We start from the raw sequence: 15,285 nt of genomic DNA, 5'->3' as shown, positions 1-15,285 counted from the left end.
CCAGCGCGCATGCGGCAGGCGATGCCGCGTCGTCCGCCATAGTCGATCGCGCCACGGCTGCGCTCGCCGCATCGCTCGAGATCGACGACGCAGCGGCGCGCCAGATCGTCGAATATCTCGCGCGCGCCCGGGCGGCGCTCACGGTACTTCCCACGCAGGACACACTCGTCATGGAGCGCTTCTTCGACGAGGCGGGCGGCACCCAGCTCGTGATCCACACGCCGTTCGGCAGCCGCCTCAATCGCGCGTGGGGCCTCGCACTGCGCAAGCGTTTTTGCCGCCAGTTCAACTTCGAACTGCAGGCCGCCGCGACCGAAGACGCCATCATCCTTTCGCTCACCGGCGCGCACAGCTTCGCGCTGGACGAGGTGTGGCGCTACCTCCATTCGAATTCCGCGGAGCATCTGCTCGTGCAGGCGCTGCTCGACGCGCCGCTCTTCGGCGTGCGCTGGCGCTGGAATGCGACCACCTCGCTCGCGCTGCCGCGCCAGACCAGCGGCCGCAAGACGCCGCCGCAGATCCAGCGCATGCGCAGCGAAGACCTGCTCGCCGCCGTCTTCCCCGACCAGGTGGCGTGCGTCGAGAACATCGCGGGCGAGCGCGAAGTGCCGCGTCATCCGCTCGTGGACCAGACGCTCGACGACTGCCTGCACGATGCTATGGATACCGAAGCATGGCTCGCCCTCCTGCGCCGCATCGAGGCGAGCGAGGTGAAGCTCGTGGTGCGCGAGTTGCCCGCGCCCTCGCCGCTCGCGGCCGAGATCCTCACCGCGCGCCCCTATGCGTTCCTTGACGACGCACCGATCGAGGAGCGCCGCACGCAGGCGGTGCTGTCGCGCCGCTGGAGCGACCCCGAATCCACCGACGATCTTGGCGCGCTGGACCCCGAAGCCATTGCGAGCGTGCGCGAAGAAGCCTGGCCGCAAGTGCGCGACGCCGACGAAATGCACGACGCCCTCACGAGCCTCGGCACGCTGACTGAGAGCGAAGCGCAGCAGGCACCGCAGTGGCTCGCATGGCTCGCCGACCTGGCGGCGGCGGGCCGCGCCACGCGGCTGCCGGTCGCGGAACACGACGCGTTGTGGGTGGGCATCGAGCGGCTCGCGTGCGTGCAAGCCATTTATCCCCAGGCGCATTGCGAGCCGCCGCTCACGCCGCCGCCTGAATACGCGGATACGTGGACCGAAGACGCTGCGCTCGTCGAGATCGTGCGCGCGCGCCTGTCGGGCTTCGGGCCGCTTACGGTCGCGCAGGTCGCGCGGCCGCTCGCGCTGGAGGCGAGCGTAGCGGCGCTCGCGCTCACGCGCCTCGAAGCCGAAGGCACCGTCATGCGCGGACGCTTCACGCAGCAAGCCATGAGCGGCGGTCACGAGGAATGGTGCGAGCGCCATCTGCTTGCGCGCATCCATCGCTACACGGTACGCAAGCTCCGGCGCGAAATCGAGCCGGTCGAGCGGCACGATTTCATGCGCTTCCTGTTCGAATGGCAACGCGTGGCGCCCGGTACGCGCGGCTCGGGCCGCGACGCGCTGGCCGCCGTGCTCGATCAGCTCGAAGGCTGGGAAGCCTCGGCGCTCGCGTGGGAAGACGAAATCCTGCCGGCGCGCATCGACGATTACACGCCCATGCTGCTCGACGAGCTATGCCGCTCGGGGCGTCTCGCCTGGGCCAGGCTGCCCGCGCGCGCGGCGTCCGCATCGACCGTGCGCAGCACGCCGGTCGTGCTGCTCGCACGTCGCGAACTCACGCGCTGGATGGCGCTCGTCGAAGCGCCCGACACTGCGGGACTGTCGGCGCGCGCGCAGCGTGTGTACGAGGCGCTGCTGCGCCACGGCGCGATGTTCTTCGACGAACTCGCCGCCGACGCGCATCTGCTCGGCGTCGAACTGGAAAACGCGCTTGGCGAACTGGTGGCGGCTGGTCTTGTGAATGCGGACAGCTTTGCGGGACTGCGCGCGCTCGTGAAACCAGCGGCGCAGCGCAGCGCGCATCACGGCAGACGTCGGCCGCGCGGCTTCGGCCCGCTCGCGGGCGGCATGGCCGACGCGGGGCGCTGGGCGACGTTGCGGCGCGTTCAGTTGGGCAGTGCGACCGATGCATCGACTGAGCCCCTGGTGGAGACGGACGATACGCAGGCGCTCGCCATGGCGGAACCGACTGCGTTGGATGCGCGCGTCGTAGCCGGTTCGCGATCGCAGGCGCTTGCGCGCGCAAGGCAAACGGGCGCCAGCCCGTCACGCCGCTCACCCGCCGCACCGGAACTACTGGAGCACGTCGCCAATGTGCTGCTGCGCCGCTATGGCGTGGTCAGCTGGCATCTGCTCGGACGCGAGGCAGCGTGGCTGCCGCCCTGGCGCGACTTGCTGCGCGTGTTGCATCGCATGGAGGCGCGCGGCGAGGTGCGTGGCGGCCGCTTCGTCACCGGGATTTCGGGCGAACAGTTCGCGCTGCCTGAAGCCGTGGCGCTGCTGCGCGACGTGCGGCGGCGCGGACCGACGCAAAAAGAAGGCGGCGCGCTCGTCTGCGTGAGCGCCGCCGATCCGCTCAATCTCCTCGGCACGGTGCTGCCCGGCGAGAAGGTGCCGGCGCTCGCCGGCAACCGCATCGTGTTCCGCGACGGCGTGCCGGCCGCGACCCTGATTGCTGGCCGCTTTGGCTTTCTCGGCGAGTTCGACGAGAGCACGCGCACCGAACTTCGCGCGCGCCTCGCCAGGCCTTGGTGAGGCGCGCCGGGCAGGCGCGGGCGGGATCGGCAGTTAGTTGCGTTGCACCGTCGATGCGGCAGGCTTCGCCACGTTGCGCGTGGCGTCGAAATGCCGGCGCACGCGCAGTCCGTTCGCAACGACGAGGAGACTCGCGCCCACGTCGGCGAACACGGCCATCCAGAGCGTGGCTTCGCCTGCCATCGCGAGCACGAGAAACACCGCCTTGATGCCGAGCGCGAGCGTGATGTTCTGCGTGAGCACGGCCGCGGTCTTGCGCGAAAGGCCGATGAACGCCGCGATCTTGCGCGGATCGTCGTCCATGATCGCGACGTCGGCGGTTTCGAGCGCAGTCGCGGTGCCAGCCGCGCCCATCGCAAAGCCGATGTCGGCGCGCGCGAGCGCGGGCGCATCGTTCACGCCGTCGCCGACCATCGCCGCCATGCCGTACTGTTGCGAGAGCGCGGCGATCGCGTCCTGCTTGTCCTGCGGCAGCAGATTGCCGCGCGCGTCGTCAATGCCGAGCTGATCGGCAATCGCACGCGCGGTCGACGCGTTGTCGCCGGTCAGCATGACGGGCGTCACGCCAAGCTGGCGCAAGGCCTGCACGGCCGGGGCGCTTTCTGTACGCAGTGCGTCGGCCACGGCGAACACGGCAACCGCCTCCTGCGGCGCGCACAGCACGATCGCCGTCTTGCCGGCCTGCTCGAGCGTTGCCAGTTGCGCTTCGAGTTCGGGCGAGCACAAACCAAGCTCTTCCACCAGACGGTGATTGCCGAGGCTCCAGAGCGTGTCGTCGATGCGGCCCTGCACGCCGCGACCGTTTAGCACCGCGAACTGATCGACCGTGAGCAGGCGCGCATCCGGCTGACGTGCCCGCCAGCCTTCGACCACCGCACGCGCGACCGGGTGCGTGCTCGCATCGTCCAGGCTCGCAGCGATGCGCAGCGCTTCTTCGGTAGAAAGCTGAGCTTCGCCGGACGTCTCTGCGGTGACCGGCGCCCGGACCGGCGCCGCCAGCGCATCGGTCAGGACAGGCTCGCCGCGCGTGAGGGTGCCGGTCTTGTCGAGCGCGACGGCTTTGAGCAACCGGCCGCGTTCGAGCCACACGCCGCCCTTCACGAGCATGCCGTGGCGCGCGGCGGCGGCGAGGCCGCTCACGACCGTCACCGGCGTCGAGACGACGAGCGCGCACGGGCAGGCAATCACGAGCAGCACGAGCGCCTTGTAGAACCACGCGCTCCACGCGCCGCCGAACACGAGCGGCCCGGCAAGTGCGATGACCACGGCGAGCACGACCACGGCCGGCGTGTAATAGCGCGCGAACTGGTCGACGAAACGCTGCGTGGGCGCGCGTTGCGCCTGCGCCTCCTGCACTGCCGCGGCGATGCGCGCGAGCGTGCTGTCCTGCGCAGCCGCGGTGACGACCGCCTCGACCACGCCATCGACGACGATACTGCCCGCGTAGAGCGCCGCGCCGGTTTCCTTGTCGACCGGCAGGCTCTCGCCCGTGATCGGCGCCTGATCGAGCGCGGCGCGGCCGGCGGCCACGCGCGCGTCGAGCGGCACGCGCTGGCCGGTACGCACGCGAATGCGGCTGCCGACAGCCACGTCACCCACTGCGTACTCGCGCCATTCGCCTTGCCCGGATGCGTCGTCGCCGGCTTGCCAGACCTCGGCGGTTTCGGGCGCAAGCGCGGTGAGCGCGCGGATGGCCTGACGGGCGCGTTCGAGCGAAAGCGCCTCGATTTCCTCCGCGAGGGCGAACAGGAAAACGACCATCGCCGCTTCGGGCCATTTGCCGATCGCAACGGCGCCGATCAAGGCAAGCGACATCAGGAAGTAGATGTTGATCGTGAAATTGCGCAGCGCGATCCAGCCCTTGCGCAGCGTGGGCAAACCCGCGCAGAGGATGGAGATGACCGCGCAGGCGAGTACGAGCAGGCTGGTCTCCTTGCCGGTGCTCCAGGCGAGCACCTCAGCGCCTGCGGCTGCCACGCCGCTCACCGCCAGCAACAACTTCTGACGCAGCGCAAGGCCAAGCGACGCAGGCGGGGCAGCTTGCGCGGAAGCGGTCTCGCCGAGTTCGCGCGGCGCCATGTCGAGGGCGCGCAGCGCGGCGACGACAGGCTGCGTATCGTCGAGTTGGTGATGCACGGTCAGTTCGCGCGCGAGCAGGTCGAAGTCGAGGCGCACGACACCCGGCATCGGCTCGAGCCGGTTGCGGATCAGGCGCTCCTCGGTCGGGCAATCCATGTTTTCGATACGCCAGCGCGCGCGGCGCGTGCCTTCGGGCGCCGGGGCTGTACGGCGGGGGCTTTGTCGCGGCGCGCTGTCATGGCAGCAGGCCTGGCCGTGCTGATGCGCCTCGCCGTGGTCGTGCTTGTGCTTGCGCTCTTCGCCATGGTCATGGCCGTGATCATGGTCGTGCCCTTGATCCAGGCCGTGGTCGTGCTTGTGCTCGTGGCCGCCGCACACGGCCGCCACGCCGCCATTCCCGTGAGCGCCGCCCGCAGCCCGTTCCTCATCACGCGCGCGCAGGCGCTGCGCAATGCCGGGCTGCGACAAGTAGCTCTGGTTCATAGCCGGTTTCTCCCAAAAGTGACACAATCATTGAACAGCCTGTAGCCGCTACAGGGTCAAGTCATTTGGGAGAGCCGCGACCATGCGAATTGGTGAACTGGCGCGCTGTGCGCACTGCGACGTCGAAACAGTGCGCTTTTACGAGCGCGAAGGCCTGCTGGACGAGCCCGCGCGTGAAACCAACGGATACCGCAGCTACACGGCCGTGCACGCCGCGCAACTCAACTTCATCCGCCATTGCCGGTCACTGGGCATCGGGCTCTCGGACATCCGCATGTTGCGTCGCTTTCAGGCCGACCCGAGCCAGCCGTGCGACGAAGTCAACGAGTTGATCGACAGCCAGATCGAGCGCATTCATCAGCAAATCGAATCGATGCGCGTACTCGAGCAGCAATTGCGCACGCTGCGCGAGAGCTGCCATGCTCATCAAAGCAGCAGCGCCGAGTGCGGGATAATGAAGAGTCTCGAGCAGCCCATGGACGACGAGAGCTGCTCATGCCATGGCGACGGGCATGCTACAGAAGGCGCACCGCCTGCCGACCGCGCGCCCTCTCTTCACCGCCATTAAAGACTCAAGGTGCCGCGGCGATCACTTCGGCCACCGTGGCCGTGAGCTTCTTCGCGTAAGGCACATGCAGGAACTCGTTCGGCCCGTGCGCGTTGGACTTCGGACCGAGTACGCCGCACACCATGAACTGCGACTTGGGAAACCCTGCTTGCAGCACGTTCATGAGCGGAATCGTGCCGCCCTGGCCGAGATACGCGCAGTCCGCGCCGAAATGGGTGCGAGAGGCGCCGTTGAGCGCTTCGGTAAGCCACGGGGCGAGTTCCGGCGCGCTCCAGCCGTTGGCCGCGCCCGCGTCGGGCTTGAAGGTGACCTTTGCGTTATACGGCGGATCGAGTTCGAGTAACGCCTTCAGTTCGGCCACAGCCTTGGACGCCTCGATGAGCGGAGGCAAACGCAGCGAGAGCTTGAACGCCGTGCGCGGCCGCAGCACGTTGCCAGCGTCGGCGAGTGCGGGCAGACCTGCCGCGCCCGTGACCGAAAGCGAGGGCCGCCACGTGGAATCGAGCAGCGCCTGCTGCGGGTCCGTGGTGGTAGGCAGCACGCGCCGGCCGTCCTGGCCGCACGCCCAAGGCATGGTCTTCCAGACACTTTCGCCCAGGATCTTCGCCGTAGCCTCGGCTTCGCTCAAGCGCTGCGAAGGGATCGCGCAATGGAAGCCTTTGGGCAGCAACGTGCCGCTCGCGGCATCTTCGAGACGCTCGAAGAGTTGCCGCATCACGCGGAAGCTGGAAGGCGCAATGCCGCCGTAAGAGCCCGAGTGAATGCCCTCCTCGAGCACTTCGACTTCGAGGTCGCCCGACACGAGCCCGCGCAGCGACGTGGTGAGCCATAGCTGATCGTAGTTGCCCGCGCCCGAATCGAGACAAACGACGAGGCCGACATCGCCGAGCCGATCGCGCAGCGCATCGACATAGGGCAACAGGTCGTAGCTGCCCGACTCCTCGCAGGTCTCGATAAGACCCACGCAGCGCGGACGCTCCACGCCTTGCGCGTCGAGCGCGGCGAGCGCCGTGACGCTCGCGTAGATCGCGTAGCCGTCGTCAGCACCGCCGCGGCCATAGAGGCGGCCGTCTTCGAGCTTCGGTGTCCAGGGGCCGAGGTCGTTGCGCCAGCCGGCGAATTCCGGCTGTTTGTCGAGGTGGCCGTAGAGCACGACCGTCTCGCTGCTGCCCGAGCGCGTGGCGGGCGCCTCGAAGAAAATCACCGGCGTGCGACCCGGCAGGCGCACGATCTCCAGCTTCAGGCCACGCACCGGCTGCTGCTCCGCCCACTTCGCCGCCTCCTGCACGACGCGCTCGAGATAGCCGTGCTGCGCCCACTGCGGGTCGAACGCCGGGCTCTTGGCGGGCACCGCGATGTAGTCGGTCAACGCGGGCACGATCTCGTTATGCCATTTACGTTCTACGAAGGCGCGCAATTCGTCGTGGTCGAGTTGGCGGGTTGCCTCGGACGGGTCGGAGATCATGGTGTGGGTTCCCAGCAATGAAAAACCCGATGATAGACCCGAACCCCCGCCCGCCGACACCCCTTGCAACCAGTGTTGGCCATTCGGTCAAGGCATGGCGTGCGCTTAGGTCCAATCCGCGCGACAATGAGCCGTCAGATATATTCCGCCCTTTTTTCTGGAGAATGAAATATGGTGAGCCGTTCCGTCTTCGAGATCGTCGTTCTCGCAGCGGTGGTTGCGCTCTACTTTCTCCCCGCGCTGATCGCTGACAGGCGCCAGCGTCACGACCTGCTGATCCTCGCCGTCTTCAACGCCGTACTCGGCTGGACATTGCTTGGCTGGCTGCTGGCGCTCTTCTGGGCGCTTCAGCCGAATCCGCCGAAGGATCTCGGCGGGCAGACCAAGATCCGCAGCCGCCGGCTGGGTATGCTGCTCTTCTCGCGCCGGCTCGACGATCGAGTCCACGCACGCGAAACGCGCACCGCCGAGCAAAAGCGCTCGCCGCATTGAGGCTTATCCGTCCGGCCAACGTTGCAAGCCATGGCGAGCACACGCCGCCCTCGCATGGAATAATCACCCGGGATCAAGCTGCTTTGGCCGCGCGGTTTTGACCACGCGATATGAGGCTGAAGCGCAAAGGCCAGTACCCGTCGCTCGATTCACCCTGACACCTATCAGCCACACCTGACACGGAGCCCCGTCATGCCACACGCCGCCCCGCTGTTCGCCTTTGCCGCCGTCGCACTCGGCATGGCGCTCACGCCCGGACCCAACATGATCTATCTGATCTCGCGCTCGATCTGCCAGGGCCACAAGGCAGGCCTGATCTCGCTGGGCGGGGTCGCGCTCGGTTTCGTGTTCTACATGCTGTGCGCCGCATTCGGCATTACCGCGTTGCTGATGGCGGTGCCCTTTGCCTATGACGCCCTGCGCCTGGGCGGCGCGCTCTATCTGTTCTGGCTCGCATGGCAGGCGCTCAAACCGGGTGGCCGCTCGCCGTTCCAGGTGCGCGAGCTGCCCGCCGACCGCCCACGCAAGCTCTTTCTGATGGGCTTCGTCACGAATCTGCTGAACCCGAAAATTGCCATTCTCTATTTGTCGCTGCTGCCGCAGTTCATCGACCCGCATCACGGCAGCGTACTCGCGCAGTCCATCGTGCTCGGCAGCGTGCAGATCGCGCTTTCGATCAGCGTGAACGCAGCCGTTGCCATGACGGCTGGAACGATTGCAACGTTTCTCGGCGACCGACCGGGCTGGCTCAAGCTTCAGCGCTGGCTCATGGGCACGGTGCTGGCCGGGCTCGCCGTGCGTATCGCCGCCGAAGGCCAGCGATAAAGCAAACGGCCGGGCGCCTCTGGCCCGGCCGCAATTTCGTACGTGTCTGGCACGTCTGCAGCGCGTTTGCGCGCCTGCAGGTCAGCCTGGGTCTGGCGCTTCAAATCCCGCCGAGGGCCCTTCCGCCGGCCGGGCTGCGCATTTTGACGAATGCCGCGGGAATCGAGCGGGGTTCGATTTGCACCATGTCCTGGGCGAACATATCCTGGCGCAGTTCGCCATGCTCGTCGAACCACTGGCAGATCAGCCAGTGACCGCTGGCAAAGCCAACCGGACCGGCATACATGACGGTCATGCGCGGACCGCCCGATTTCAGGGTGACAACGTCGCCAATTCCGGCCATGGCAGCGAGCGGCTTTTCGGCTACGTCGATGGTCGTATCAAGCATGATGTTCCCCGTTAAAAAAGTCGCACAGAGAAAAAAACCGGTGGGTTAGCGCCCCCGGCTCCCTACCGCCCTTTCGATAATGAGTATGGGGCGGTCATTAATGAGTTTCGCAAGACTAACAACTCGAATTAATGCGTGCAAGCGATTTTCATAACACCTGCTGAAAACCCTGTTATTCGCTGCATGGCAAAACACCGCCCAATCCTGCTTCGCACAATTTACACGGAAAGCCGGCCATGTCTGGCAAAAGCTACCGGGCAGGGCTTCCCCTTCAAACAGTCATATTATTTCGCATTCGCGACTGGAAAATGCCGCGTCGCAACTGCAATAAATATGGCAAGCCAGCAACTGGATTAACGATTACGTCCAAAAAATGAACGCCCGGGTGGCACGAGTGGAAACGTTTTCTGTATCAATAAACCGTCCGTTCGATTAATCCCCCTGCTGTGCCAGCGAACCTTGGCGCTCGAGAGTGAATCCTCATGTTTTAGCCGATGGATACCGAAAATTATGCGGCTGAAATACGGCTGTCACTTAACTGGAATTGCAGTGCAGTGCAAAAAAAAGCCCCATCCGAGAAACCGGATGGGGCGGCGCGTGTGCAGTGCGCGGTCGGGCCGCGCTTATTCCGCGAACGGCAGTGTAGTCTGGCCCTCGGCGCGCATGCCGAAGACGTTGAGCGTCATCGCGACGAGCGCGTAGTAGCCAAGCAGCCCGACCAGGTTAATCGTGGTTTCGTGGCCAAAGCGCTCCACCGCGCGCGCGTACGTTGCCTCGGAAACGCGCTTCGCGTCGTACAGCTCGGTCGTGAAGGCGTGGATCAGCGCGTCATCGGGCTCGTCGAACTGCGGTGTCGCGCCCGTGCGGATTTGCTCGGCCAGCGCCTCGGGCACGCCCGCCTTCAGCGCGATGGGATAGTGGATGTACCACTCGGCCTGCGCCTGCCAGCGTGCGGCCGTGACGAGAATCGCCAGTTCCGAGAGGCGTAGCGAGAGGCCCGTCTGATAGCGGCAGAACGCACCCAGGCGTTGCGCATGCTGCGCCAGTTCCGGGCTGTGGATCCAGCCGAGGAACGGGCCGTTCAGGTTGCCGCGCGGACCGGAAAGGATCTCGTCCAGCACGGCCTTCTGCTCTGGCGATGCCTGTGCAGCGTCGAAGGCGGGAAGCCGTGAAAGCGGGTTTTGCGTCATCGATGGACTCCGTTGGAGGTCATGGCCTGCCGCGCGCGACCGCTTGCGGTCGCAGCGCTTGCGGTGGGCGTGAGCGGCGGACAGTTAGTTGCACATCAATCAGTGACGGCAAAGCTTACGCCGGGCGCGCCGCACCCGGCGCGTCGAGCGCACCATCGACCGCGGCGGCAAGCCGCTCGACGATCGTGTCGATGTTCTGTTCGGTGCAAATAAACGGGGGCGCCAGCAGCACATGATCGCCGTTGCGGCCGTCCACGGTGCCGCCCATCGGGTAGACCATCAGGCCGCGCGCGAACGCATCGCGCTTGATCGCGGCGTGCAGCTTGAGCGCCGGGTCGAAGCTCGCTTTCGTGGCGCGGTCCTTCACCAGCTCGACGCCCACGAACAGGCCGCGGCCGCGCACGTCGCCCACATACGGATGGTCTGCAAAACGCTCGCGCAATCCTGCGCGCAGTTGCTCGCCGCGGGCGAGGACATTGTCGAGCAGCTTTTCCTCGGCGATCACGCGCTGCACTTCGAGCGCCGCCGCGCATGCCGTGGCGTGGCCAAGATAGGTGTGGCCGTGCTGGAAGTAGCCGCTGCCGCCCACGATCGTTTCGTAGATCCGCTGGCTCACGAGCGTCGCGCCGATCGGCTGGTAGCCCGCGCCCAGGCCCTTCGCGATCGTCAGCAGATCCGGCGAGACGCCGTCTTCTTCGCAGGCGAACAGATGTCCGGTGCGACCCATGCCCGACATGATCTCGTCGAGGATCAGCAGCACGCCGTAGCGGTCGCACACTGCGCGGATCTTGCGGAAGTATTCGCGCACGGGCGGCACTGCGCCGGCCGTTGCACCCACCACGGTCTCCGCAACGAAGGCCGCGACCGTGTCCGGGCCAAGCTCGAGAATCTTCTGTTCGAGTTCGTCGGCAAGGCGCTGCGCGTAGGCCTCGTCGGCTTCGCCCTCGTGGCGTTCGCGGTACGCGTAGCACGGGCTCACGTGATGCGATTCGATCAGGATTGGCAGGAACGGCTCGCGGCGCCACGCATTGCCGCCGATCGCGAGCGCGCCGAGTGTGTTGCCGTGGTAGCTCTGGCGGCGCGCGATGAAGTGGCGGCGCGCAAGCTCTCCCCTTTCCACGAAGTACTGGCGCGCGAGCTTGAGCGCGGCCTCGATCGCCTCCGACCCGCCCGACACGAAGTACACATGGTCGAGCCCCTTGGGCGCGGCGGCAATGAGATGTTCGGCCAGCTGTTCCGAGGCTTCGGTCGTGAAGAACGAGGTGTGCGCGTACGGCAGTTGTTGCGCTTGCCGCTTGATCGCCTCGATCACGCGCTGGTTGCTGTGGCCCAGGCACGAGACGGCGGCGCCGCCGCTCGCGTCGATGTAGCGCTTGCCAGTGGAATCGATGATTTCGATGCCCTCGCCCGCCACCGCGACGGGTAGGGTTTGCTTCGGCATTCGATGAAACACCTTGGTCATATGCGTCCTCGATGAAGTCCGTGAATGATTAACGGGTCGCGCCGTCTGCATGGCGCGCGTTCGAATCGATAAAGACGTCGAGCACGCGCTCGCCGCCCTGCCAGACGCCGAGCGCCACGCCGCGCGGTTCGACGCGCATGCAGGCAGTGGCGAGCGTGTTTTCGTCGTCCGGGTCGTGCGGGTCGTCGCGGAAAATCGGCAGGCCAGCGCCCGCGCGGTCTTGCAGTGCCTGCACGAACGCCGCGCTGTCGGGCTGCGTGCCAAGCGCGGGCAACAACTGGGCGAGACGGACCTGGCGATCGTGCGACGATTCGGTGACGATCTGCGACTCACGCTCGCAGCCCGCGTGGATCAAGTGATTCGCATGGCCCGAGGGCGTGCTCACTTCGTGCACCGAAGCGCGCTGCGCGGTGGCTTCGACGCTATACACACGCACCTCGCCCGCGTCGTCTGTCCCGCCGATCGTGTGGTGGAAGCCGCTCGCTCGCGGCGTGTCGCGCAGCAGCGCGAGCGCGTCTGCCAGCGTCGCGCAATCGAGCACGGCGCGCGCGAGGATCATGCGCGGCACACCCACGCGCGGCTCGCGAAGGCGCACATTGTTGATCGCTTGAGCAAGCCCCGCACGCGTGGCCGCAAAGGTATGTCCCGGCAGCGAGCCCGGATAGTAAAAGCTCACGAAACCGGGCTTTCCTTCCGGCTCGACCTCGACCACACTGCAGCGGCCGCGCAGCCAGGGGTCGCCGTCTTCGTTGTGCGCAATGAGGCCCGCGGCAGGCGTGCGCGCTGCAAGCGTCGTGCAGCCGTCCGGCGCGTTGTGGATCAGCTCGCCGCGGCAATTCCAGAGGAACAGGTCGTCTGCGGACCAGTCCAGCGCCTGTGCCATGGCGTCGATTTCCGCGACATAGGCCGGGAAATGCTGTGTGGCTGCGGCGCGCAGTTGCTGCGCGAACGCACTGCCGCGCCAACGGCTCACCGCCTGCCAGGCGCTGCTTTGCGCCATATAGTCGGCAAAGATAGGCTTCACGTGTGCGCCGAGCTGCCGCCCGATCGCCTCGGGCGAGCCGGCCGCCCGAATGGCCGGCCCCCGGAGGGTGTTTAGTTCCTGCATCGGTTTTCTCGCTTCGCTACCGCGATGGGTCTTCGGATAGTGTGCTTTATACGCCTCAACAACATATGTTGTCAATTTAAATATAAATAACAACAAATGCGATGAAAACGGATAAAACAAGGCCGGATGCCGTTTTGCGACGGCATCCTCCTGCGGAAAAGCGAGTGTGAAAGGGTGCGGAAATGCCGGAGCGGCGCGCTCAGGGCACGTAAGCGCCGCGGGCGTTCAACGTACGCTCGACCTGCTCGAGCTGCGCGATCGCACCCGAGCCTTCGAGTGCCAGCAGATGGGCGACAAGCGACTCGGCCAGCGCCGTCGCCGCCACGAGCGAAGGGAAAAACGACGGGCTTGCGTGCGTGAAGATCAGCGCCTTGTCGGCGTTCAGCGCAATAGGCGAGACGGCACTATCGGTAATCGCGATCAGGCGGCTGCCTTTGGCAAGCGCGGCCTCGGCCACGCGCACCGCCTCGACCGAGTACGGTGCGAAGCTGACAACAATCGTTGCGCTGTCGCGCTCGATGCCGAGCAACTGCATCTCCAGTGTTCCCGCCTCGCCGCCGAGCAAGGAGACGGAAGGCCGGAACAGGCGGTAACCGTAGACGAGCCCGAACGCCACCGCATAGCACGAGCGGAAACCCGCCACATGCACGTGTTTCGCGCGGCGCAATACACGCGCCGCCTCGACCATCGAGCGTGTGTTGTGAGCAGCGCTCGCCTCCAGATTGTGCTGCTGCGCCACGAGCAGGTCGCGCGCGAGACCGTCCTTGGCGCTGCCCGCCACGAGTGAGCGCGCCCGCGAGGAAAGCGGCTCCGGCCGCGTTCGCACCCGCGCGACGAACAGGTCCCGCAGCTCGTTCCAGCCCGGAAAACCCAGTTGCTGGGAAAGCCGCACGAGCGAAGCGGGCTGCACGTTGGCGCGCTCGGCCACCTTGCGCATGGACGAGACGGCCACCTCGTCGGGGTGGTCGAGCAGAAAGGCAGCGCCGGTCTGGAACTGCGGGCTCAAGTCGGAGAAACGCGCGCGAATCAGCGCGGCGAGCTGGTCGAAACTGTCTGGCATGCGTCGCTCGGGCAGTGGGTGACAACAAATGTTACCACTCGTGTTGCCAGTTGTTGCAAGTCGGGACAGATTGGTGAGCGGCAAAGGAATTTTGCCGAATCGGCCGCTGCTTAATTAACTCGCCGAGTAAGTCCGAAGCTCCGTCTCAGTTCGAACCAAGTCGGGGTCGTCGATGGAGACAACCGCCTCGATTGCCCGCACATAATCTTCAGGCAGGTTCGCCTCCTTTGCGCCTACCAATACATGATGCTTGTACCAGTGGTATGGCAGCAGACCCGGTTGCTTTTTCGTGGCGACGTAGGTCAGTGCATACACTCCGCCAATCGCGGTCTCCACCCGAATACTTAATGGTTCGTAGCCCTTCCCCGCTCCCTCGAATGTGTCGAGCGCCTCTCGTTCGCTATGCACCACCGAGAAAATGACGCCATAGACTCTGTCACCAGCGTTTCCTGTGTGCTCACAATCGCATTTGCCAGAGCCGTCTTTTTTGCTCAATTTGTCGAACGCGAGTTTGTAGCCCGTCACGAACCCCGTGGTGACCACCTTCGCTGACGGCAACCTCGCAGCGAGGCGTCGTACCGACATATTGGAGCCGTAAGCGAAATAAGAAAATTCGTTGCTCGAGTTCATTGCTGTGATTGCCCTCGTGACAATTGCAGCTCAGCAAGAAGAACACGGTGCCCATGTAGCTCAAACCGACCCTTCTGCTTCCGAAATGAGTTCGCAGCACGGTGCAAAGATGTACACGCCAGACTCATTGGTGGCGCTTATTTAAGGCAAGCGCAACCGGGACATGAATATAACCGCCTTCCGTGTCGCCGTACGCGTACGTCTGCCCTTCGATCAGGTATCTCGCGCACAGTGCACACAGTGCGGCATCGAAGTCGTCGATAGACTTCAATCGTGAGGCGTCGATTTTCGCGCTTTCCAGTACTTTGGGTCGTTGCCAGCTCTTTTGCCTCGCGGACGTTCCCTCCTTGCCCCGGAGCGCACAGGTCACGGCATGGGGAAACGTTTCGAAGCTCACACGCCCGCCTTCGAATTTGCGAGATGTCAGCAGCGGCCAGGTGGAAGAGAAGACTTCGTAAATCTGCTCTCCGTTGAACATCCACCGGTAGAAGCGACTCGAGTTCTCATCTGCCCGCCTTCGAGTTGGCGTGGCAAAGGAAAAGATATGTTGGCGCGCGAGTTCCCTTTCCGCACGCCGCCCTTCGCCTTCAACGCCCCACCGGCAAGGAGCGTCTATTCCAACGGCCTGAACGTCGTACTCAAGACACGCCTGCAGCATCTGCTGAGGAGTTTTCGCATCCGGAGGCCGGAACGCTCGACTGCCATCCAGAATGACTAGATGGCAGCCCTTTTTGTCTCCGCCCACATCGATGCCAGCGACCGTGCATGTGTTCAAGCGGTCCCCGCCACGCGTAACAAGCGTTGAACCGGGC

13 protein-coding genes and 1 pseudogene are annotated in these 15,285 nt (G+C 65.5%); 5 read left to right on the top strand and 9 right to left on the bottom strand.

Translation table 11 applies throughout. The annotated features are described in order from the left end of the window. A pseudogene (locus U5A57_RS26685) lies at positions 1-2,723 on the top strand (ATP-dependent DNA helicase); the annotation flags it as partial. 33 nt (positions 2,724-2,756) lie between these two features. Here U5A57_RS26685 and U5A57_RS26680 read toward each other — a convergent pair. Continuing rightward, positions 2,757-4,958: a heavy metal translocating P-type ATPase gene (locus tag U5A57_RS26680; RefSeq protein ID WP_415774665.1), complete on the bottom strand. Its 2,202-nt coding sequence runs from the start codon at positions 4,956-4,958 to the stop codon at positions 2,757-2,759. 81 nt (positions 4,959-5,039) lie between these two features. Here U5A57_RS26680 and U5A57_RS26675 point away from each other — a divergent pair, with 81 nt between their 5' ends. Then, positions 5,040-5,330, top strand: coding sequence for a hypothetical protein (locus U5A57_RS26675; RefSeq protein WP_321914638.1), 291 nt, complete (start codon positions 5,040-5,042; stop codon positions 5,328-5,330). Positions 5,331-5,367: 37 nt separating this feature from the next. Continuing rightward, positions 5,368-5,853: a Cd(II)/Pb(II)-responsive transcriptional regulator gene (locus U5A57_RS26670; RefSeq protein WP_321914622.1), complete on the top strand. Its 486-nt coding sequence runs from the start codon at positions 5,368-5,370 to the stop codon at positions 5,851-5,853. Between the two features lie 4 nt (positions 5,854-5,857). On the opposite strand, the gene U5A57_RS26665 is transcribed toward U5A57_RS26670, so the two are convergent. Then, positions 5,858-7,318, bottom strand: a complete 1,461-nt coding sequence (locus U5A57_RS26665; protein WP_321914621.1) for a M20 family metallopeptidase — start codon at positions 7,316-7,318, stop codon at positions 5,858-5,860. A gap of 171 nt (positions 7,319-7,489) precedes the next feature. On the opposite strand from U5A57_RS26665, the gene U5A57_RS26660 reads away from it, so the two are divergent. Next, a complete protein-coding gene (locus U5A57_RS26660; RefSeq protein ID WP_321914620.1) occupies positions 7,490-7,810 on the top strand; it encodes a superinfection immunity protein in 321 nt (106 codons plus the stop codon). A gap of 192 nt (positions 7,811-8,002) precedes the next feature. Next, positions 8,003-8,635 (top strand): LysE family translocator, encoded by a 633-nt coding sequence (locus tag U5A57_RS26655; protein ID WP_321914619.1) that lies wholly within the window; start codon positions 8,003-8,005, stop codon positions 8,633-8,635. A gap of 100 nt (positions 8,636-8,735) precedes the next feature. Here the strand turns inward: U5A57_RS26655 and U5A57_RS26650 are convergent, their stop codons facing one another. From U5A57_RS26650 to U5A57_RS26620, 7 genes are all read right to left on the bottom strand, one after another. Continuing rightward, positions 8,736-9,023: a YodC family protein gene (locus U5A57_RS26650; protein WP_321914618.1), complete on the bottom strand. Its 288-nt coding sequence runs from the start codon at positions 9,021-9,023 to the stop codon at positions 8,736-8,738. Positions 9,024-9,646: 623 nt separating this feature from the next. Continuing rightward, positions 9,647-10,213: a carboxymuconolactone decarboxylase family protein gene (locus U5A57_RS26645; protein WP_321914617.1), complete on the bottom strand. Its 567-nt coding sequence runs from the start codon at positions 10,211-10,213 to the stop codon at positions 9,647-9,649. 115 nt (positions 10,214-10,328) lie between these two features. Beyond that, a complete protein-coding gene (locus U5A57_RS26640; RefSeq protein ID WP_321914616.1) occupies positions 10,329-11,675 on the bottom strand; it encodes an aspartate aminotransferase family protein in 1,347 nt (448 codons plus the stop codon). A 28-nt stretch (positions 11,676-11,703) separates the two neighbouring features. Beyond that, the gene (locus U5A57_RS26635; RefSeq protein ID WP_321914614.1) at positions 11,704-12,783 is read right to left on the bottom strand and encodes a C45 family peptidase; all 1,080 of its coding nucleotides are present in this window, start codon (positions 12,781-12,783) and stop codon (positions 11,704-11,706) included. Between the two features lie 199 nt (positions 12,784-12,982). Continuing rightward, positions 12,983-13,843 (bottom strand): MurR/RpiR family transcriptional regulator, encoded by an 861-nt coding sequence (locus U5A57_RS26630; protein ID WP_321914613.1) that lies wholly within the window; start codon positions 13,841-13,843, stop codon positions 12,983-12,985. Positions 13,844-13,957: 114 nt separating this feature from the next. Then, positions 13,958-14,473 (bottom strand): gamma-glutamylcyclotransferase family protein, encoded by a 516-nt coding sequence (locus U5A57_RS26625; protein WP_321914612.1) that lies wholly within the window; start codon positions 14,471-14,473, stop codon positions 13,958-13,960. Positions 14,474-14,597: 124 nt separating this feature from the next. Then, a complete protein-coding gene (locus U5A57_RS26620) occupies positions 14,598-15,248 on the bottom strand; it encodes a DUF429 domain-containing protein (RefSeq protein ID WP_321914611.1) in 651 nt (216 codons plus the stop codon). Between the last annotated feature and the right edge of the window lie 37 nt (positions 15,249-15,285).

Source organism: Paraburkholderia sp. J11-2, assembly GCF_905220185.1.
In the GTDB taxonomy this organism is placed as follows: domain Bacteria; phylum Pseudomonadota; class Gammaproteobacteria; order Burkholderiales; family Burkholderiaceae; genus Paraburkholderia.
This window is presented reverse-complemented; position numbering and strand designations above follow the sequence as displayed.